The organism is Pontimicrobium sp. MEBiC01747 (assembly GCF_053601635.1).
Genome location: NZ_JBSHNS010000167.1, coordinates 78,410 through 95,626, shown reverse-complemented (window position 1 = coordinate 95,626; position 17,217 = coordinate 78,410). Strand labels below are relative to the sequence as shown.

31 protein-coding genes are annotated in these 17,217 nt (G+C 34.1%); all 31 read right to left on the bottom strand.

Features of this window, described 5'->3' with window-relative positions:
- Positions 1-522: carbamoyl-phosphate synthase domain-containing protein (locus ACVC2P_RS05085; protein ID WP_452597396.1), on the bottom strand; the 522-nt coding region annotated here is incomplete at its 3' end.
- A 115-nt stretch (positions 523-637) separates the two neighbouring features.
- A complete protein-coding gene (rplQ, locus tag ACVC2P_RS05080; RefSeq protein ID WP_452597395.1) occupies positions 638-1,108 on the bottom strand; it encodes a 50S ribosomal protein L17 in 471 nt (156 codons plus the stop codon).
- A gap of 60 nt (positions 1,109-1,168) precedes the next feature.
- Positions 1,169-2,161 carry a DNA-directed RNA polymerase subunit alpha gene (locus ACVC2P_RS05075; protein WP_452597394.1) on the bottom strand — a complete coding sequence of 331 codons (993 nt, stop codon included), beginning with the start codon at positions 2,159-2,161 and terminating at the stop codon, positions 1,169-1,171.
- A gap of 100 nt (positions 2,162-2,261) precedes the next feature.
- Positions 2,262-2,867, bottom strand: coding sequence for a 30S ribosomal protein S4 (gene rpsD, locus ACVC2P_RS05070; RefSeq protein ID WP_452597393.1), 606 nt, complete (start codon positions 2,865-2,867; stop codon positions 2,262-2,264).
- Between the two features lie 173 nt (positions 2,868-3,040).
- Positions 3,041-3,424 carry a 30S ribosomal protein S11 gene (gene rpsK, locus ACVC2P_RS05065; protein WP_452597392.1) on the bottom strand — a complete coding sequence of 128 codons (384 nt, stop codon included), beginning with the start codon at positions 3,422-3,424 and terminating at the stop codon, positions 3,041-3,043.
- Between the two features lie 110 nt (positions 3,425-3,534).
- Positions 3,535-3,909: a 30S ribosomal protein S13 gene (gene rpsM, locus ACVC2P_RS05060; protein ID WP_452597391.1), complete on the bottom strand. Its 375-nt coding sequence runs from the start codon at positions 3,907-3,909 to the stop codon at positions 3,535-3,537.
- A 2-nt stretch (positions 3,910-3,911) separates the two neighbouring features.
- A complete protein-coding gene (ykgO, locus tag ACVC2P_RS05055) occupies positions 3,912-4,028 on the bottom strand; it encodes a type B 50S ribosomal protein L36 (RefSeq protein ID WP_013305171.1) in 117 nt (38 codons plus the stop codon).
- Positions 4,029-4,083: 55 nt separating this feature from the next.
- Complete coding sequence (gene infA, locus ACVC2P_RS05050) at positions 4,084-4,299, bottom strand: translation initiation factor IF-1 (RefSeq protein ID WP_007094967.1); 216 nt, start codon at positions 4,297-4,299, stop codon at positions 4,084-4,086.
- 13 nt (positions 4,300-4,312) lie between these two features.
- Complete coding sequence (secY, locus tag ACVC2P_RS05045; protein ID WP_452597390.1) at positions 4,313-5,665, bottom strand: preprotein translocase subunit SecY; 1,353 nt, start codon at positions 5,663-5,665, stop codon at positions 4,313-4,315.
- Between the two features lie 15 nt (positions 5,666-5,680).
- Positions 5,681-6,133, bottom strand: a complete 453-nt coding sequence (gene rplO / locus ACVC2P_RS05040) for a 50S ribosomal protein L15 (protein ID WP_452597389.1) — start codon at positions 6,131-6,133, stop codon at positions 5,681-5,683.
- 14 nt (positions 6,134-6,147) lie between these two features.
- Positions 6,148-6,330: a 50S ribosomal protein L30 gene (gene rpmD, locus ACVC2P_RS05035; protein ID WP_452597388.1), complete on the bottom strand. Its 183-nt coding sequence runs from the start codon at positions 6,328-6,330 to the stop codon at positions 6,148-6,150.
- Between the two features lie 11 nt (positions 6,331-6,341).
- On the bottom strand, positions 6,342-6,866 hold the full coding sequence (gene rpsE, locus ACVC2P_RS05030; RefSeq protein WP_452597387.1) for a 30S ribosomal protein S5: 525 nt from the start codon (positions 6,864-6,866) through the stop codon (positions 6,342-6,344).
- A gap of 6 nt (positions 6,867-6,872) precedes the next feature.
- Entirely contained in the window at positions 6,873-7,229 is a 357-nt protein-coding gene (gene rplR, locus ACVC2P_RS05025; RefSeq protein WP_452597386.1) for a 50S ribosomal protein L18, read from the bottom strand.
- 10 nt (positions 7,230-7,239) lie between these two features.
- Positions 7,240-7,782 (bottom strand): 50S ribosomal protein L6, encoded by a 543-nt coding sequence (gene rplF / locus ACVC2P_RS05020; RefSeq protein ID WP_452597385.1) that lies wholly within the window; start codon positions 7,780-7,782, stop codon positions 7,240-7,242.
- A 19-nt stretch (positions 7,783-7,801) separates the two neighbouring features.
- Positions 7,802-8,200, bottom strand: a complete 399-nt coding sequence (gene rpsH, locus ACVC2P_RS05015) for a 30S ribosomal protein S8 (protein WP_452597384.1) — start codon at positions 8,198-8,200, stop codon at positions 7,802-7,804.
- A 59-nt stretch (positions 8,201-8,259) separates the two neighbouring features.
- Positions 8,260-8,529 (bottom strand): 30S ribosomal protein S14, encoded by a 270-nt coding sequence (rpsN, locus tag ACVC2P_RS05010; RefSeq protein WP_144115517.1) that lies wholly within the window; start codon positions 8,527-8,529, stop codon positions 8,260-8,262.
- Between the two features lie 3 nt (positions 8,530-8,532).
- Positions 8,533-9,084 carry a 50S ribosomal protein L5 gene (rplE, locus tag ACVC2P_RS05005; protein ID WP_452597383.1) on the bottom strand — a complete coding sequence of 184 codons (552 nt, stop codon included), beginning with the start codon at positions 9,082-9,084 and terminating at the stop codon, positions 8,533-8,535.
- 2 nt (positions 9,085-9,086) lie between these two features.
- Positions 9,087-9,398 (bottom strand): 50S ribosomal protein L24, encoded by a 312-nt coding sequence (rplX, locus tag ACVC2P_RS05000; protein ID WP_452597382.1) that lies wholly within the window; start codon positions 9,396-9,398, stop codon positions 9,087-9,089.
- 13 nt (positions 9,399-9,411) lie between these two features.
- A complete protein-coding gene (gene rplN, locus ACVC2P_RS04995) occupies positions 9,412-9,780 on the bottom strand; it encodes a 50S ribosomal protein L14 (RefSeq protein ID WP_111659928.1) in 369 nt (122 codons plus the stop codon).
- 2 nt (positions 9,781-9,782) lie between these two features.
- Entirely contained in the window at positions 9,783-10,040 is a 258-nt protein-coding gene (gene rpsQ / locus ACVC2P_RS04990) for a 30S ribosomal protein S17 (protein WP_452597398.1), read from the bottom strand.
- Between the two features lie 12 nt (positions 10,041-10,052).
- Positions 10,053-10,244, bottom strand: coding sequence for a 50S ribosomal protein L29 (gene rpmC, locus ACVC2P_RS04985; protein WP_452597381.1), 192 nt, complete (start codon positions 10,242-10,244; stop codon positions 10,053-10,055).
- Between the two features lie 12 nt (positions 10,245-10,256).
- Positions 10,257-10,676, bottom strand: coding sequence for a 50S ribosomal protein L16 (gene rplP / locus ACVC2P_RS04980; RefSeq protein ID WP_452597380.1), 420 nt, complete (start codon positions 10,674-10,676; stop codon positions 10,257-10,259).
- Between the two features lie 20 nt (positions 10,677-10,696).
- Positions 10,697-11,422 (bottom strand): 30S ribosomal protein S3, encoded by a 726-nt coding sequence (rpsC, locus tag ACVC2P_RS04975; RefSeq protein ID WP_452597397.1) that lies wholly within the window; start codon positions 11,420-11,422, stop codon positions 10,697-10,699.
- A gap of 7 nt (positions 11,423-11,429) precedes the next feature.
- The gene (gene rplV / locus ACVC2P_RS04970) at positions 11,430-11,837 is read right to left on the bottom strand and encodes a 50S ribosomal protein L22 (RefSeq protein ID WP_452597379.1); all 408 of its coding nucleotides are present in this window, start codon (positions 11,835-11,837) and stop codon (positions 11,430-11,432) included.
- A gap of 6 nt (positions 11,838-11,843) precedes the next feature.
- Positions 11,844-12,122, bottom strand: a complete 279-nt coding sequence (gene rpsS, locus ACVC2P_RS04965; protein WP_013869040.1) for a 30S ribosomal protein S19 — start codon at positions 12,120-12,122, stop codon at positions 11,844-11,846.
- Positions 12,123-12,125: 3 nt separating this feature from the next.
- The gene (rplB, locus tag ACVC2P_RS04960; RefSeq protein WP_452597378.1) at positions 12,126-12,950 is read right to left on the bottom strand and encodes a 50S ribosomal protein L2; all 825 of its coding nucleotides are present in this window, start codon (positions 12,948-12,950) and stop codon (positions 12,126-12,128) included.
- A gap of 10 nt (positions 12,951-12,960) precedes the next feature.
- Positions 12,961-13,251, bottom strand: coding sequence for a 50S ribosomal protein L23 (gene rplW, locus ACVC2P_RS04955; protein WP_452597377.1), 291 nt, complete (start codon positions 13,249-13,251; stop codon positions 12,961-12,963).
- A 7-nt stretch (positions 13,252-13,258) separates the two neighbouring features.
- A complete protein-coding gene (gene rplD, locus ACVC2P_RS04950; protein ID WP_452597376.1) occupies positions 13,259-13,888 on the bottom strand; it encodes a 50S ribosomal protein L4 in 630 nt (209 codons plus the stop codon).
- Entirely contained in the window at positions 13,888-14,505 is a 618-nt protein-coding gene (gene rplC / locus ACVC2P_RS04945) for a 50S ribosomal protein L3 (RefSeq protein ID WP_452597375.1), read from the bottom strand. The genes rplD and rplC overlap by 1 nt, the downstream gene beginning before the upstream one ends.
- 262 nt (positions 14,506-14,767) lie before the next feature.
- Entirely contained in the window at positions 14,768-15,073 is a 306-nt protein-coding gene (gene rpsJ / locus ACVC2P_RS04940; protein ID WP_007650482.1) for a 30S ribosomal protein S10, read from the bottom strand.
- Between the two features lie 11 nt (positions 15,074-15,084).
- On the bottom strand, positions 15,085-17,211 hold the full coding sequence (gene fusA / locus ACVC2P_RS04935; protein ID WP_452597374.1) for an elongation factor G: 2,127 nt from the start codon (positions 17,209-17,211) through the stop codon (positions 15,085-15,087).
- Positions 17,212-17,217 lie beyond the last annotated feature (6 nt).

The window sequence follows — 17,217 nt, the reverse complement described above, 5'->3', positions numbered from 1 at the left end:
CCCAACATAGTAAGGTTCTTTTGTAGAGACTTTAGAAGCTAACTCTAAACCATTCATATCTGGTGTTTCTGCTAGTTGCTTCTTTAAACCGTCTATGTTATCTACTTCTGTAGATATAACAGCATTCATAGCACCATTATCTCTAATATAGCTTACCAATGCTCTAGTATCTACATCAGAGATTGCTAAGAGATTATTGTCATTTAAAAAATCTTCTAAAGAGCCATTAGAATCATCACGAGAATATTCATAACTAAAGTTTTTACAAATTAACCCAGCTATTTTAACAGAATCAGATTCCATTTCATTGTCATTAACACCGTAATTTCCAATGTGTGCATTTGTTGTGACCATTAATTGCCCATAATAAGATGGGTCTGTAAAAATCTCTTGATAACCAGTCATACCTGTATTAAAACAGACTTCTCCAAAGGCGCTTCCTTCTCTACCTACTGCTTTACCGTGAAAAATTGTTCCGTCTGCAAGTAGAATGAGTGCTTTTTTTAGTTTTTGATATTTCATTGTAGTAGTTGTGTTATGTTTTCGTTTTCGCGATAACAAAAGTTTCGCAAAATTGCATAAAAAAAAGGATAAACTAAAATAGTTTATCCTTTATATTTAAAATGCTTATTAACATTTATTCTTCTTCGTTAGTTGCTTTTGTTTCAACTGGAACAGCAGCAGGCTTACTTCCTCCTCTTCTACTTCTTCTTGTTGTTTTCTTAGCAGCTTTATCAGCATTATAGATTTCGTTGTAATCTACTAACTCAATCATTGCCATATCAGCGTTATCTCCTAAACGATTACCAAGCTTAATTATTCTTGTATAACCTCCTGGTCTATCACCAATTTTAGCAGCTACATCTCTAAATAATTCTGTAACAGCTTCTTTTTGTCTTAAACGACTAAATACGATACGTCTGTTGTGAGTTGTATCTGATTTAGATTTAGTAATCATTGGCTCTACAAATTGCTTTAAAGCTTTTGCTTTTGCTACTGTAGTGTTAATACGCTTGTGCTGAATTAAAGAACAAGCCATATTTGCTAACATTGCTTTTCTGTGAGCAGTTTGTCTACCTAAGTGGTTTACTTTTTTTCCGTGTCTCATGACATTTTGTTTTAATCACCATCTTGCTTCTACTCTTAATGAGGAGCAAAATATGATGTATTAGTCTTTATCTAGTTTATATTTTGATAAATCCATTCCGAAATTTAATCCTTTCACGTTTACTAGTTCTTCTAGCTCTGTTAAAGATTTCTTACCGAAGTTACGGAACTTCATTAAATCATTTTTGTTGAATGATACTAAGTCTCCTAAAGTATCTACTTCAGCAGCTTTTAAACAATTAAGTGCACGTACAGATAAATCCATATCTACTAACTTAGTTTTAAGTAACTGTCTCATGTGAAGTGATTCTTCATCATAAGTTTCAGTTTGTGCAATTTCATCAGCTTCTAATGTTATACGCTCATCTGAGAATAACATGAAGTGGTGAATTAATGTTTTTGCAGCCTCTGTTAAAGCATCTTGAGGTGTTATTGAACCATCTGAAATGATTTCGAAAACTAATTTTTCGTAATCTGTCTTTTGTTCTACACGATAATTCTCAATGCTATACTTAACATTTTTTATAGGTGTATAAATTGAATCTGTAAAGATTGTACCTATTGGTGCTGAAGCTTTTTTATTTTCTTCTGCAGGAACATAACCTCTTCCTTTTTCAATTGTAATTTCCATATTAATATTTACTTTAGGATCTAAGTTACAGATAACTAAATCTGAATTTAATACTTGAAATCCTGAAATAAACTTTTGAAAATCACCTGCTGTAATTTGATCTTGTCCTGAAATAGATATAGAAACAGACTCATTGTCTACGTCTTCTATTTGTCTTTTAAAACACATTTGTTTTAAATTCAAAATAATTTCAGTTACATCTTCTACTACACCTGCAATTGTTGAGAATTCATGATCTACACCTTCAATTCTAACAGATGTAATAGCAAAGCCTTCTAAAGAAGATAATAAAACTCTTCTAAGTGCGTTTCCTACTGTTAATCCGTAACCAGGTTCTAAAGGTCTAAATTCAAATTTACCCTCAAAATCGGTTGAATCGATCATGATTACTTTGTCGGGCTTCTGAAAATTAAATACTGCCATATTGTTGTTTCTTCGTTTTAATTGTTATTTAGTTGCGCGGTTTATAAGTTTGAAGAAGTACAAATAAACCCTTTGGCTAAATCCCAATGTAGTTAATTTATTATTTAGAGTATAATTCGACTATGAATTGCTCATTGATGTTTTCAGGAATTTGTATTCTTGCTGGAATAGAAACATAAGTTCCTTCCTTTTTGTCATTGTTCCAAGTAATCCATTCGAATACTGTACTTGAATTTGATAAAGATCTCTCAATAGCTTCAAGTGATTTAGACTTCTCTCTTACAGCAACAACATCTCCTGCTTTTAACTGGTAAGATGGTACATTTACCAACTCTCCATTAACAGTAATGTGTCTGTGAGATACTAATTGTCTTGCTGCACTTCTTGTTGGAGCAATTCCCATTCTAAATACAACGTTGTCTAAACGAGACTCACATAATTGTAATAAAACTTCACCTGTAATTCCAGGAGCAGCAGTTGCTCTTTTAAACATGTTTCTGAATTGCTTTTCTAATACACCATAAGTGTATTTAGCTTTTTGCTTTTCCATTAATTGGATTGCATATTCAGATTTTTTTCCACGTCTTCTGTTATTTCCGTGTTGACCTGGAGGGTAATTTCTTTTTTCGAAGGCTTTGTCATCTCCGAAAATAGCTTCGCCAAATTTACGAGCTATTTTAGTTTTAGGACCAGTATATCTTGCCATTTTAAATTTGTTTTGAGAGTGATTATGAATTAAGGTCTTAATCTTATCCTTCGATAATCGTTAACCTCTCAGTTGATACTTGTGTTAATTATTTTTTCAGTTTGCAAATTTACACAAAAAAATTAATATCAGCTATATAATATAGCTGATATTAATTTTAGATGTTGTATAAATTATACTCTTCTACGCTTTGGAGGACGACATCCATTGTGTGGTAATGGAGTAACATCAATAATTTCTGTTACTTCTATACCTGCATTATGGATAGAACGGATAGCAGATTCTCTACCATTTCCTGGTCCTTTAACATATACTTTTACTTTTTTTAATCCAGCTTCTTTAGCTACTTCCGATGCATCTTCTGCTGCTAATTGTGCTGCGTAAGGAGTATTCTTTTTAGAACCTCTAAATCCCATTTTACCAGCAGATGACCATGAAATTACGTCACCTTTTTTATTGGTAAGAGAGATGATAATGTTGTTAAATGAAGCAGTGATATGAGCTTCCCCAACAGAATCTACTATAACTTTACGTTTTTTAGTACTTGTCTTTGCCATGTCTTTCTAGTTCTTAGTTTATTAGTTGATAGTCGCTAGAATCCTAAACCTAAATAATTTCAAACAGATTCTTTCCAACGTCTAAACACTAAAGACTAAATTTCTAATTATTATTTAGTTGCTTTTTTCTTGTTAGCAACAGTTTTTCTTCTACCTTTTCTGGTTCTAGAGTTGTTTTTAGTACGTTGCCCTCTTAATGGAAGACTTGCTCTATGACGAATACCTCTGTAGCACCCAATATCCATTAATCGCTTAATGTTTAATTGTGTTTCAGAACGTAATTCCCCTTCAATAGTATAAGTTCCAACAGCTTCACGGATTGCTCCAATTTGGTCATCTGTCCAATCTTGTACTTTGATGCTTTCGTCTACTTTTGCAGTAGATAAAATTTCTTGAGCTCTACTTCTACCTACTCCGTAGATATAAGTTAATGAAATAACTCCTCTTTTGTTTTTTGGTATGTCTACACCTGCAATTCTTGCCATAATTACCCTTGTCTTTGTTTGAATCTAGGATTCTTTTTGTTAATGACGTAAAGTCTACCTTTTCTGCGCACGATTTTGCAATCTGCACTTCTCTTTTTAACTGATGCTCTTACTTTCATCTTGTCTTATTAATTACATATTAATATAAGATAGTACCTTTCGGTTTCGTCCTAATTAATATCTATAAGTTATACGAGCCTTAGTTAAATCGTAAGGACTCATTTCTAATTTTACTTTATCTCCTGGTAATAACTTAATATAATGCATACGCATTTTACCAGATATGTGTGCAGTCACAATGTGACCATTTTCTAATTCAACACGAAACATAGCATTAGATAATGCTTCTATTATCGTACCGTCTTGCTCTATTGCTGCTTGTTTTGCCATATAGTATAATAAATTAAGCTACTGCTTTTCTATTTTTACCAGTTTTCATTAAGCCGTCATAGTGCCTATTTAACAAGTAAGAATTAACTTGTTGCATAGTGTCTATTGCAACTCCAACCATAATTAATAAAGATGTACCTCCAAAGAATAAAGCCCAACCAGACTGTACTCCCATTAGTTTAAACACTACAGCTGGGAACACAGCTATAAGCGCTAAAAAGATAGATCCTGGTAACGTTATTTGAGACATAATTTTGTCTAAATACTCAGAAGTTTCAGAACCTGGACGAATTCCAGGAATAAAACCTCCACTACGTTTTAGGTCGTCTGCCATTTTATTAGTAGGTACTGTTATTGCAGTATAAAAATATGTAAATATTATAATTAAAAAAGCAAATACTAAGTTATACCAAAATCCAAAGATACTATCTCCATTACCAAAATTATTTTGTAACCATAATCCTGTGTCGGTATCTTTTAAAAACTCTGCTCCACCAATTAAACCTGGTACAAACATAATTGCTTGTGCAAATATAATTGGCATAACTCCAGAAGCATTTAACTTTAATGGAATATATTGTCTTGATCCGAATACGTTTTTTTCATAACCACCAGTTGCAGAACGTCTAGCATACTGCACAGCTATTTTTCTAACAGCCATTACAAGTAATATTGATGCTGCTATTATAACAAACCATATAACAATTTCGAAAAGAATCATCATGTTTTGACTAGCATCCCATCTAGAAGCAAAGTTTTGTAAAAATGCTTTAGGTAATGTAGCAATAATACCTACCATAATTAATAATGAAATACCATTACCAATTCCTTTATCAGTAATCTTTTCTCCTAACCACATTGCAAAAATACAACCTGTTACTAAAATAATTACAGATGAGAAATAGAATTGACCTGTAGGCAATAAAAATGCTGATTCAGGGATACCAAACATTGTTGGTAAACTAGCTAAATAACCAGGTGCTTGCACTAAACAAATACCTATAGTTAACCAACGTGTTATTTGAGTAATCTTCTTTTGACCACTTGCTCCTTCTTTTTGTAATTTTTGTAAATAAGGAATTGCAATTCCCATTAACTGTACTACAATAGAAGCAGAAATGTAGGGCATAATACCTAGTGCAAAGACAGAAGCATTAGCAAAAGCACCTCCAGTAAATGCATTAATTATACCTAATATACCATTTTGAGCTTGCCCTTGAAGGCTAGCTAATTGATTGGCATCTACTCCAGGTAATACAACCTGTGCTCCAAAACGATAAACTAATAATAGACCTAGTGTTACTATGATTCTATTTCTTAGCTCCTCTATTTTCCAAACATTTTTTAAAGTCTCTATAAATTTCATACTCTTATATCGGTCTTATAAAGTTACGGCTTCTCCTCCTGCAGCTTCAATAGCAGCTTTAGCTGAAGCAGTAAATTTATGAGCTGTTACACTTAATTTAGCTTTTAATTCTCCTCTTCCTAAAATTTTAACTGATTCATTTTTACCAGCTAATCCTAAAGTGATGATTGTATCAAAATCTATAGTGTCTGTTATTTTCTTATCATCAACTAATTGTTGTAATGTATCAAGGTTGATACCTTGGTACTCTTTACGGTTGATGTTTGTAAAACCAAACTTAGGAACACGTCTTTGAAGTGGCATTTGACCTCCTTCAAAACCTAGTTTTTTAGAATAACCAGAACGAGATTTAGCTCCTTTGTGACCACGTGTAGCAGTACCACCTTTACCAGAACCTTGTCCTCTACCTATTCTTTTTCCTTGGTTTTTAACTGAACCTTCTGCAGGTTTTAAATTACTTAAATCCATTTTTCAGTATTATATTATTTAGTTTCTTCTACAGAAACTAAGTGATTTACTTTATTAACCATCCCTAAAATATTAGGAGTCGCTTCGTGCTCTACTGTTTGCCCAATCTTTTTAAGACCTAATGCTAATAATGTTAGCTTTTGTCTTTTTGTACGATTGATTGCGCTTTTAACTTTCGTTACTTTTATCTTTCCCATTTCTGTGATTATTAACCGTTAAAAACTTTCTCTAATGAAATTCCTCTCTCACGAGCAATAGTATGTGCACTTCTTAATTGTAATAAAGCATCAAAAGTTGCCTTTACAACATTGTGTGGGTTTGATGAACCTTGAGATTTTGATAATACATCATGTACTCCAACTGCTTCAAGAACTGTTCTTACAGCTCCACCAGCAATAACTCCTGTACCAGGAGCTGCAGGAATGATATTTACTCTTGCTCCTCCAAATTTACCTTTTTGTTCGTGTGGTAACGTTCCTTTAATAATAGGAATACGTACTAGGTTTTTCTTAGCATCTTCAATTGCTTTAGCAATTGCACTAGCAACATCTTTAGATTTTCCTAAACCATGTCCTACTACTCCTGCTTCATCTCCAACAACTACTATTGCTGAAAAACCGAATGCTCTACCACCTTTAGTTACTTTTGTAACTCTCTGTACACCAACTAAACGATCTTTAAGATCTAATCCACTTGGTTTTACTAACTCTGCGCTTTTGTATTTTTGATACATAATTTCTTAGAATTTAAGTCCTGCTTCTCTAGCTCCTTCAGCTAACGATTTGATTCTACCGTGATATAAATATCCACCTCTATCAAAAGTGATAGTACTTACACCAGCTTTTAATGCTTTTTCGGCAACAGACTTTCCTACTAAAGTAGCAATTTCAGATTTATTACCTTTTGCTGAACTAATGTCTTTATCTCGTGAAGATGCTGCTACTAAGGTTTTACCTGTAACATCATCAACAAGTTGAGCATAAATTTCTTTATTACTTCTAAAAACAGCTAATCTAGGTCTTGCTTCTGTACCAGAAACAACCTTACGGATTCTGCTTTTAATTCTTATTCTTCTTTCGTTCTTTGTTAACGCCATAACTTAATTATTAAGCTGATTTACCTGCTTTTCTTCTTAGTTCTTCACCTACAAACTTCACACCTTTTCCTTTATAAGGCTCTGGTGGTCTGAATCCGCGAATTTTCGCAGCTACTTGTCCAACAAGTTGTTTATCGTGTGATGTTAACTTAATAAGAGGGTTCTTACCTTTATCTGATACTGTTTCTACCTTAATTTCTGGTGCAATACTCATAATAATATTGTGAGAGAAACCTAAAGCTAACTCTAATTTGTTACCTTGGTTACTTGCTCTATACCCTACTCCTACTAGCTCAAGCTCTTTAGTCCATCCTTTAGATACTCCGTCAATCATGTTGTTAACAAGTGATCTGTATAAACCGTGCTTTGCTTTTTGTTCTTTATTGTCTGATGAACGTGTTACTAACACATTACCATCTTCAATTTTAACCTCTACAGTATCGTATGCTTGAGTTAATTCTCCAAGCTTTCCTTTTACTGTGATTACGTTATCTTTTACTTCTACTGTAACTCCTTCTGGAATTGCAACTGGGTTATTTCCTATTCTTGACATTTCTTTCTCCCTTTATAGATTAGTAAACATAACATAAAACTTCACCACCTACATTTTCTCTTTGAGCTTGTTTAGCTGTCATTACTCCATGAGAAGTAGATACGATTGCTATACCAAGACCATTAAGAATTCTAGGTAACTCAGTAGAACCAGAATATTTACGTAAACCAGGTTTACTCATTCTTTCTATCTTTCTGATAACTGGTTCTTTAGTTTCTTTGTTGTACTTAAGTGCTATTTTAATAGTACCTTGTACTGTAGTGTCTTCGAACTTATAACTTAAAATATATCCTTGATCGAATAATATTTTAGTGATGTTCTTTTTTAAATTTGATGCAGGAATTTCTACAACTCTGTGATTAGCACGCACCGCGTTTCTAATTCTAGTTAAGTAATCTGCAATTGGATCTGTATACATATGTATTTAATTGCGGCCTTGGTTTTCATTTTTTATGAACCTTAGACCAGTTTATAATTTTACCAACTTGCTTTTCTAACACCTGGTATTAAACCTTGGTTAGCCATTTCTCTAAATGTAACACGAGAAATACCAAATGTACGCATGTAACCTTTTGGTCTTCCTGTTAATTTACATCTATTGTGTTGACGAACTGGAGAAGCATTTTTAGGTAACTTTTGTAATGCTTCGTAATCTCCAGCTTCTTTTAAAGCTTTACGTTTCTCAGCATATTTAGCTACTGTTTTAGCTCTTTTCACCTCGCGGGCTTTCATTGATTCTTTAGCCATAACTTAGTTTTTTTGAAAAGGTAATCCTAATTCAGTTAATAATGATTTTGCTTCTTTATCTGTGTCAGCAGTAGTTACAAATGTAATATCCATACCTGAGATTTTGTTTATCTTATCGATATCTATCTCTGGGAAGATAATTTGCTCAGTAATTCCTAAATTGTAATTACCTCTACCATCAAATCCAGTTGCTTTAATTCCTCCAAAATCTCTTACACGTGGTAATGCTGAAGTTACTAAACGATCTAAAAATTCGTACATTCTTTCGCCTCTTAACGTAACTTTGGCACCAATTGGCATACCCTTACGTAATTTGAAAGATGCAACATCCTTTTTAGATAATGTAGATATGGCTCTCTGTCCAGTTATAGTTGTTAATTCTTCCACAGCGTGGTCTACTAACTTTTTGTCTGAAACTGCTGCACCAACTCCTTTAGATAAAACTATCTTAGTTAGTTTAGGTACTTGCATTACATTTTTATAACCAAATTCTTCTGTAAGAGCTGCAATTACTTTGCTTTTATACTCTTCTTTAAGTCTAGGTGAATATGCCATAACTATATTACTTCATTAGATTTTTTAGAAAATCTTACTTTCTTGTCTCCTTCCATTCTGTATCCTACTCTTGTTGCTTCTCCTTTAGAAGTTAACAAAGATAAGTTAGATACTTGAATTGGAGCTTCTTTTTCTACGATTCCTCCTTGTGGGTTTTGTGCACTTGGTTTAGTATGTTTCTTAACCATGTTTACCCCCTCAACGATCACTTTGTTCTTATCTGTAAATACTTTTTGAACAACTCCTTCTGATCCTTTATGATCTCCAGCAATTACTCTTACTGTATCTCCCGATTTTATTTTAAGCTTTGTCATCTTACTTTATCAATTAAAGCACCTCTGGTGCTAATGATACAATTTTCATGAATTGTTTATCACGAAGTTCTCTAGCAACAGGTCCAAAAACACGTGTTCCTCTCATTTCCCCTGTTGGGTTTAAAAGTACACAAGCGTTATCATCAAATCTTATATAAGATCCATCTGGACGTCTTACTTCTTTTTTAGTACGTACAACTACTGCTGTAGATACTGCTCCTTTTTTAATGTTTCCATTAGGAGTTGCATCTTTTACTGTAACAACTATTTTGTCACCTACAGAAGCGTATCTTCTTTTAGTACCACCTAGAACACGTATTGTTAATACTTCTTTTGCTCCAGTGTTATCTGCTACTTTTAGTCTTGATTCTTGTTGTACCATAATTACTTCGCTCTTTCAATTATTTCAACTAATCTCCAACATTTAGATTTACTCATAGGTCTTGTTTCCATGATCTTTACAGTATCTCCAATATTACAATCGTTTGTCTCGTCGTGTGCAACGTATTTTTTCGTTTTTAACACGAACTTTCCGTACATAGGGTGTTTTACTTTTTTCACCTCAGAAACCACAATAGATTTCTGCATTTTGTTACTTGTAACAATTCCTATACGTTCTTTTCTTAAGTTTCTTTTTTCCATCATTAAGCAGAATTATTGTAATTCTCTTTTAGTTATTTCTGTTGCCAATCTAGCTACATCACGTCTTACTGAACGTAATTGGATTGGGTTCTCTAAAGGAGATATTGCATGTGCCATTTTTAGGTCTGAATAACTCTTCTTTGTTTCACTAAGTTTATCTTGTAACTCAGCTACAGATAATTCTTTAATTTCTGATTGTTTCATAATATCAATAAATTATGCTTCGTAATCTCTAGCAATTACAAACTTAGTTTTTACAGGTAATTTTTGAGCTGCTAAACGTAAAGCTTCTTTAGCTACGTCTAATGGTACACCTCCTACTTCAAAAAGCATTCTACCTGGTTTAACTACTGCTGCCCAATATTCTACGGCACCTTTACCTTTACCCATACGTACTTCTAGAGGTTTCTTTGTAATAGGCTTGTCTGGAAATATTTTAATCCAAAGTTGCCCTTCTCTTTTCATGTAACGTGTAGCGGCAATACGTGCTGCTTCTATTTGACGCGAAGTTAAAAAGTTCGAGTCTAGTGATTTTATTCCAAAAGTACCGTTAGAAAGTTGGTGCCCTCTTCCGGCATTTCCTTTCATACGTCCTTTTTGCTGTTTACGAAATTTTGTTCTTTTAGGCTGTAACATTTTTTCTTTTCTTTAAAAAATTACTTTCTACGACGAGATTGGTTCTTATTATTTCCACCTTGTCCTCGTCCACCTTTTCCTTGCTTCTTAGATAATCCAACAAGAGGAGAAAGTTCTCTTTTACCATATACTTCACCTTTCATAATCCACACTTTCACACCTAATCTACCATAAGTAGTATGCGACTCAACAAGTGCGTAATCAATATCGGCTCTAAAAGTTGATAAAGGAATACGTCCTTCTTTGTAGTGTTCAGAACGTGCCATTTCTGCACCATTTAAACGCCCACTAATTTGAACTTTAATTCCTTCTGCATTCATACGCATTGTAGCAGCTATAGCCATTTTTATTGCACGTCTGTATGAAATTCTATTTTCAATTTGACGAGCAATACTAGATGCTACTAAAAACGCATCAAGTTCAGGTCTTTTAATTTCAAAGATGTTAATCTGAACTTCTTTTCCAGTAATTTTCTTAAGTTCTTCTTTTAACTTGTCTACCTCTTGACCTCCTTTACCTATAATGATACCTGGACGAGCCGTAGTGATAGTAACGGTTACAAGTTTTAAAGTTCTCTCTATTATTACTCTACTTACACTAGCTTTAGATAAACGCGCGTGAACGTATTTTCTAATCTTATCGTCTTCGGCAAGTTTATCACCATAATCGTTTCCTCCGTACCAGTTAGATTCCCATCCTCTGATAATTCCTAAGCGATTTCCGATTGGATTTGTCTTTTGTCCCATATCTATCTTAGCTTTGTGTATTATTGTTAGCTCCAACTACTATTGTTACGTGGTTAGAACGTTTTCTTATTCTGTGTGCACGACCTTGAGGTGCTGGACGTAATCTTTTTAACATAGATCCTCCGTCAACTCTAATTTCTTTAACAAAAAGTTCTGCTTCTTCGATGCTTGCATCTTCGTTTTTAGCTTGCCAGTTAGCAATAGCTGATACTAACAATTTCTCTAAACGATTTGAAGCTTCTTTTTGACTAAACTTTAAAATGTTAAGTGCTTTTTCTACTTTTTCACCTCTTACTAAATCGGCTACTAAACGCATTTTTCTCGGTGATGTAGGACAGTTATTAAGTTTAGCAAAAGCAACTTGTTTTTTTGCTTCCTTAATAGCGTCTGCCATTTGTTTTTTACGACTTCCCATAGCTTACTACTTTTTACCTTTATTTTTAGCACCTGCATGACCTCTAAAAGATCTTGTTGGTGAAAATTCTCCTAATTTATGACCTACCATGTTTTCAGTAACGTAAACTGGTACAAATTGACGGCCATTGTGTACAGCTATAGTTTGTCCAACAAAATCTGGAGTAATCATACTTGCTCTAGACCAAGTTTTAATTACAGTTTTCTTGTTAGCTTCTACATTAGCAGCCACTTTTCTTTCTAATTTATAATGAACGTAAGGTCCTTTTTTTAATGATCTTGCCATGTCTTATTTCTTTCTACGTTCTACAATATATTTATTACTTGCTTTAGTCTTAGAACGTGTTCTAAATCCTTTAGCTGGTATACCGTTTCTAGAACGAGGGTGTCCTCCTGAAGATTTACCTTCACCACCACCCATTGGGTGATCAACTGGATTCATTACTACTGGTCTAGTTCTTGGTCTTCTACCTAACCATCTACTTCTACCTGCTTTACCTGAAACTAATAATTGGTGATCTGAGTTAGATACTACTCCAATTGTAGCCATACAAGTTACTAAGATTAATCTCGTTTCTCCTGAAGGTAATTTGATAGTTGCGAATTTACCATCTCTTGCCATTAATTGAGCAAAAGCACCAGCACTACGAGCCATAACTGCTCCTTGTCCTGGACGTAACTCTACACAAGAAATAATTGTACCTAATGGAATGTTTGCTAAAGGCATTGCATTTCCAATTTCTGGAGCAACTTTTTCACCTGAAACAATAGTTTGTCCAACTTTTAAACCATTTTGAGCAATGATATAAGCTTTCTCACCATCTTGGTAATTTAATAATGCGATAAACGCTGTTCTGTTTGGATCGTATTGAATTGAAGCTACTTCAGCAGGAATTCCTGTTTTAGCTCTTTTGAAATCAATAATACGGTACCTTTTCTTATGACCACCACCTTTGTAGCGCATAGTCATACGACCTTGACTGTTTCTACCACCTGAACGTTTTTTCGGAGCTAATAAACTCTTCTCCGGCTTATCAGTTGTAATGGCGTCAAATCCATTAACAACTCTAAATCGCTGTCCTGGTGTGATTGGTTTTAATTTTCTTACTGACATTTGTCTTTAATTACATGTTAGTGTATAAATCAATTATCTCACCTTCCGCCAGTTGTACAATTGCTTTTTTCATTGCATTTGTTTTACCATGTTGAATACCAGTTTTAGTAAACTTAGTTTTTCTATCTGGACGGACATTTATAGTACGAACTTTTTCAACAGAAACTCCATAAGCAGCTTCAACTGCTTTTTTAATTTCTACCTTGTTCGCCTTTGTATTCACGAAGAAACTGAAACAGTTGTTTAACTCACTATTTGCAGTCGCTTTTTCTGTGATTATCGGTTTAATTAAGATATTCATCGTCTCTTTATTTACTTAAATTCGTTACAATTCCTTCTAAAGCTCCTTCTAAAAGCACTACTTGATTTGCATTTAAAATCTTGTAAGTACTTAATTCTGAAGCAGTTATTACTTCAGAGCCTTTTAAATTGCGTGACGACAAATATACATTATTATTTGACGCACCCAACACAAACAGAGATTTTTTGTTTTGTAAGTCTAAAGCTTTCAAAATATTAGTGAAATTTTTAGTCTTTGGCGACTCAAAATTAAAGTCTTCTAAAACAACTAATGACTTCTCGTTTGCTTTTATACTTAATGCAGATCTACGCGCTAAACGCTTTAAGTTCTTATTAAGTTTTATAGAGTAATTTCTTGGTCTTGGTCCGAACATACGTCCTCCACCTCTAAATACTCCAGACTTGATACTACCTGCTCTGGCTGTACCAGTTCCTTTTTGCTTCTTAATCTTACGTGTACTACCAGTAATCTCAGCTCTTTCTTTCGATTTGTGAGTTCCCTGTCTTTGGTTTACTAAATATTGTTTAACATCCAAATATACAGCGTGATTATTAGGCTCAATAGCAAAAACATCGTTAGAAAGGTCTGCCTTTCTACCTGTTTCTTTTCCGTTTATATCTAAAACTGCTACTTTCATTATTTTCTAATCGTTACATAAGCGTTTTTGTGACCTGGCACACAACCTTTCACTACAAGTAAGTTTTTATCTGCAACTACTTTTAAAACTCTTAAATTTTGAACTTTTATTGTGTCTCCACCCATTCTTCCTGCCATCTTCATTCCTTTGAATACTCTAGCTGGATAAGATGCCGCTCCAATAGAACCTGGCGCTCTTAAACGGTTGTGTTGACCGTGAGTAGCTTGACCTACACCACCAAATCCATGACGTTTTACAACTCCTTGGAATCCTTTACCTTTTGATGTTCCTGATACATCAACAAATTCACCTTCTACAAAGTGCTCTACAGTGATTGCATCACCTAACTTGTACTCCTCCTCAAAACCTTGAAATTCTACGATTTTGCGTTTTACAGAAGTTCCTGCTTTTTTAGCGTGACCTAAGTCCGCTTTAGTAGCACTTTTTTCTGTCGCGTCATCGAAACCAAGTTGAATAGCTTCATAACCATCAACCTCTTCAGTTCTGACTTGGGTAACGATACATGGTCCAGCTTCGATTACTGTACATGGAATATTTTTTCCATTCTCATCGAAGATGCTGGTCATACCGATTTTTTTTCCAATTAACCCAGACATTTTAATTTTAGATTTACGATTGTTAATTTTAGATATGTTCTAAAACTCACCAATCAATTATTAATAATTATTTATTTAAAAAATATTCAAGGCTGAAAATACGTTCCAGCCTTGAATTGTATTTTTACCGTTTTTCCTTCGCTCGCAGCTTAGGACATGTTTACTTCCTGTGTAAACAGGAATCTCTTTCACGAGATCCCAAAATAAATTTGGGATAAATTCAACTAAACACTTTCTAAAATGAAAGTGAAGTTTCATTTACTTAAACTTTGATTTCAACCTCTACTCCACTTGGTAATTCAAGCTTCATTAAAGCATCTATTGTTTTAGAAGATGAAGAGTAAATATCTAATAATCTCTTGTAAGAGCTTAATTGAAATTGTTCTCTAGACTTCTTGTTTACGTGTGGTGAACGTAATACAGTGAAAATTTTCTTGTGTGTTGGTAATGGAATTGGTCCAGTTACTACAGCACCAGTACTCTTTACTGTTTTTACAATCTTATCAGCAGACTTATCAACTAAATTGTGATCGTAAGACTTTAATTTTATTCTAATTTTTTGACTCATTTTCTTTAGTTTTAAGCTTCAACGCCTTTTGCTGCTTTAATTACTTCTTCTGAAATATTTGAAGGTGTTTCAGCATAGTGTGAAAATTCCATAGTAGATGTTGCTCTACCTGATGATAATGTTCTTAATGTTGTTACATATCCAAACATTTCAGATAATGGCACGGTAGCTTTTACAGTTTTTGCACCTGCTCTGTCTCCCATGTCACTTACTTGTCCTCTTCTTCTATTTAAATCTCCTACAATATCACCCATGTTTTCTTCTGGAGTGATTACTTCTAGTTTCATTATTGGTTCCATGATTACCGCCTTAGCTGCTTTTGCTGAATTTTTAAATCCTAACTTAGCTGCTAATTCGAAAGATAACTGATCTGAATCCACATCGTGGTATGATCCATCTGTTAATGTCACCTTCATAGCGTCTACTTCGTATCCTGCTAATGGTCCATTTACCATCGCCATTTTAAATCCTTTTTCAATTGAAGGGATAAATTCTTTAGGAACGTTACCACCTTTAATTTCAGACACGAATTCTAATCCTACTTTACCTTCTTCAGCTGGCTCTAATGTAAATACAATGTCTGCGAATTTACCACGTCCACCAGATTGCTTTTTGTAAACTTCTCTGTGTTCTGCACGTCTTGTAATTGCTTCTTTGTACTCTACTTGAGGCTGACCTTGGTTTACTTCTACTTTAAACTCACGCTTTAAACGATCTACAATAATATCTAAGTGAAGCTCACCCATTCCTGATATAATTGTTTGACCTGATGCTTCGTCTGTTCTAGCTGTAAATGTTGGATCTTCTTCAGATAACTTTGATAAAGCCATCCCTAATTTATCTACATCTGCTTTAGTTTTAGGCTCAACCGCGATACCAATTACTGGATCTGGGAAGTCCATAGATTCTAAAACGATAGGATGTTTTTCATCAGACATTGTATCACCTGTCTTAATGTCTTTAAATCCTACTGCCGCTCCAATATCTCCTGCTTCAATAAAATCGATCGCATTTTGCTTATTAGAGTGCATTTGGTATATACGTGAAATACGTTCTTTTTTACCTGAACGGTTATTAAGAATGTAAGATCCTGCATCTAAACGTCCAGAATAAGCTCTAAAGAATGCTAAACGTCCTACAAAAGGATCTGTAGCAATTTTAAATGCTAAAGCTGCAAAAGGCTCATTTACATCTGGCTTACGTATTTCTTCTTCTTCTGTATTTGGGTTAGTCCCTACAATACCTTCCTTATCTGTTGGAGAAGGTAAATAACGACATACAGCATCTAATAAAAACTGTACCCCTTTGTTTTTAAACGCAGAACCACAAATCATTGGAATGATTGCCATATCCATTACAGCAGCTCTAAGTGCAGCATGCACTTCTTCTTCTGTAATAGAATCTTCATCTTCCATAAATTTTTCTAAAAGATTCTCATCGTAAGTTGCCACTTCTTCAATTAAAAGTGCACGGTACTTACGCGCTTCTTCTTTCATATCTTCTGGGATATCGATAACATCAAAAGTTGCCCCTTGAGTTTCATCATGCCATACAATAGCACGGTTTTTCACTAAATCGATAATTCCTTTAAAGTCAGCTTCATCACCAATATTTAATACAATTGGCACAGCATTAGACTTTAACATGTCTTTTACTTGTTGACAAACTCCTAAAAAGTTTGATCCTTGACGGTCCATTTTGTTAACGAAACCAATTCTAGGTACTTTATAGTTATCTGCTAGTCTCCAGTTAGTTTCAGATTGTGGTTCTACACCATCAACCGCACTAAATAAGAATACTAAACCATCTAATACACGTAAAGAACGGTTTACCTCTACGGTAAAATCTACGTGACCAGGAGTATCAATAATATTAAAGTGATATCCTTTTGTATCTGGTGTTGGACTTCCGTTTTCAATTGGAAATTTCCACTCACATGTTGTAGCCGCAGAAGTAATAGTAATACCACGTTCTTGCTCTTGCTCCATCCAGTCCATTGTTGCAGCACCATCGTGTACTTCACCAATTTTGTGAGAAACTCCTGTATAATAAAGAATACGCTCTGTTGTTGTTGTTTTACCAGCATCAATATGAGCCGCAATTCCAATATTTCTTGTAAATTTTAAATCTCTTGCCATTTCTAA

Excerpts from the sequence above, each read along its gene's own strand:
- rplO (WP_452597389.1), bottom strand. The coding sequence starts at position 6,133 with ATGGATTTAAGTAATTTAAAACCTGCAGAAGGTTCAGTTAAAAACCAA.
- rplP (WP_452597380.1), bottom strand. The coding sequence starts at position 10,676 with ATGTTACAGCCTAAAAGAACAAAATTTCGTAAACAGCAAAAAGGACGT.
- rplF (WP_452597385.1), bottom strand. The coding sequence starts at position 7,782 with ATGTCAAGAATAGGAAATAACCCAGTTGCAATTCCAGAAGGAGTTACA.
- rpsS (WP_013869040.1), bottom strand. The coding sequence starts at position 12,122 with ATGGCAAGATCATTAAAAAAAGGACCTTACGTTCATTATAAATTAGAA.
- rplW (WP_452597377.1), bottom strand. The coding sequence starts at position 13,251 with ATGAATATCTTAATTAAACCGATAATCACAGAAAAAGCGACTGCAAAT.
- rpmD (WP_452597388.1), bottom strand. The coding sequence starts at position 6,330 with ATGGGAAAGATAAAAGTAACGAAAGTTAAAAGCGCAATCAATCGTACA.
- rplD (WP_452597376.1), bottom strand. The coding sequence starts at position 13,888 with ATGAAAGTAGCAGTTTTAGATATAAACGGAAAAGAAACAGGTAGAAAG.
- secY (WP_452597390.1), bottom strand. The coding sequence starts at position 5,665 with ATGAAATTTATAGAGACTTTAAAAAATGTTTGGAAAATAGAGGAGCTA.
- rplN (WP_111659928.1), bottom strand. The coding sequence starts at position 9,780 with ATGGTACAACAAGAATCAAGACTAAAAGTAGCAGATAACACTGGAGCA.
- rplV (WP_452597379.1), bottom strand. The coding sequence starts at position 11,837 with ATGGGAAGTCGTAAAAAACAAATGGCAGACGCTATTAAGGAAGCAAAA.
- rpsM (WP_452597391.1), bottom strand. The coding sequence starts at position 3,909 with ATGGCAAGAATTGCAGGTGTAGACATACCAAAAAACAAAAGAGGAGTT.
- rpsN (WP_144115517.1), bottom strand. The coding sequence starts at position 8,529 with ATGGCTAAAGAATCAATGAAAGCCCGCGAGGTGAAAAGAGCTAAAACA.
- rplQ (WP_452597395.1), bottom strand. The coding sequence starts at position 1,108 with ATGAGACACGGAAAAAAAGTAAACCACTTAGGTAGACAAACTGCTCAC.
- rpsD (WP_452597393.1), bottom strand. The coding sequence starts at position 2,867 with ATGGCAAGATATACTGGTCCTAAAACTAAAATAGCTCGTAAATTTGGC.
- ACVC2P_RS05075 (WP_452597394.1), bottom strand. The coding sequence starts at position 2,161 with ATGGCAGTATTTAATTTTCAGAAGCCCGACAAAGTAATCATGATCGAT.
- infA (WP_007094967.1), bottom strand. The coding sequence starts at position 4,299 with ATGGCAAAACAAGCAGCAATAGAGCAAGACGGTACGATAATAGAAGCA.
- rplE (WP_452597383.1), bottom strand. The coding sequence starts at position 9,084 with ATGGCATATTCACCTAGACTTAAAGAAGAGTATAAAAGCAAAGTAATT.
- fusA (WP_452597374.1), bottom strand. The coding sequence starts at position 17,211 with ATGGCAAGAGATTTAAAATTTACAAGAAATATTGGAATTGCGGCTCAT.
- rpsH (WP_452597384.1), bottom strand. The coding sequence starts at position 8,200 with ATGTATACAGATCCAATTGCAGATTACTTAACTAGAATTAGAAACGCG.
- rplC (WP_452597375.1), bottom strand. The coding sequence starts at position 14,505 with ATGTCTGGGTTAATTGGAAAAAAAATCGGTATGACCAGCATCTTCGAT.
- ykgO (WP_013305171.1), bottom strand. The coding sequence starts at position 4,028 with ATGAAAGTAAGAGCATCAGTTAAAAAGAGAAGTGCAGATTGCAAAATC.
- rpsJ (WP_007650482.1), bottom strand. The coding sequence starts at position 15,073 with ATGAGTCAAAAAATTAGAATAAAATTAAAGTCTTACGATCACAATTTA.
- rplX (WP_452597382.1), bottom strand. The coding sequence starts at position 9,398 with ATGACAAAGCTTAAAATAAAATCGGGAGATACAGTAAGAGTAATTGCT.
- rpsQ (WP_452597398.1), bottom strand. The coding sequence starts at position 10,040 with ATGGAAAAAAGAAACTTAAGAAAAGAACGTATAGGAATTGTTACAAGT.
- rpsC (WP_452597397.1), bottom strand. The coding sequence starts at position 11,422 with ATGGGACAAAAGACAAATCCAATCGGAAATCGCTTAGGAATTATCAGA.
- rplR (WP_452597386.1), bottom strand. The coding sequence starts at position 7,229 with ATGGCGTTAACAAAGAACGAAAGAAGAATAAGAATTAAAAGCAGAATC.
- rpmC (WP_452597381.1), bottom strand. The coding sequence starts at position 10,244 with ATGAAACAATCAGAAATTAAAGAATTATCTGTAGCTGAGTTACAAGAT.
- rpsK (WP_452597392.1), bottom strand. The coding sequence starts at position 3,424 with ATGGCAAAGACAAGTACTAAAAAACGTAAAGTTATAGTAGATTCTGTT.
- rpsE (WP_452597387.1), bottom strand. The coding sequence starts at position 6,866 with ATGTATCAAAAATACAAAAGCGCAGAGTTAGTAAAACCAAGTGGATTA.
- rplB (WP_452597378.1), bottom strand. The coding sequence starts at position 12,950 with ATGTCAGTAAGAAAATTAAAACCAATCACACCAGGACAGCGATTTAGA.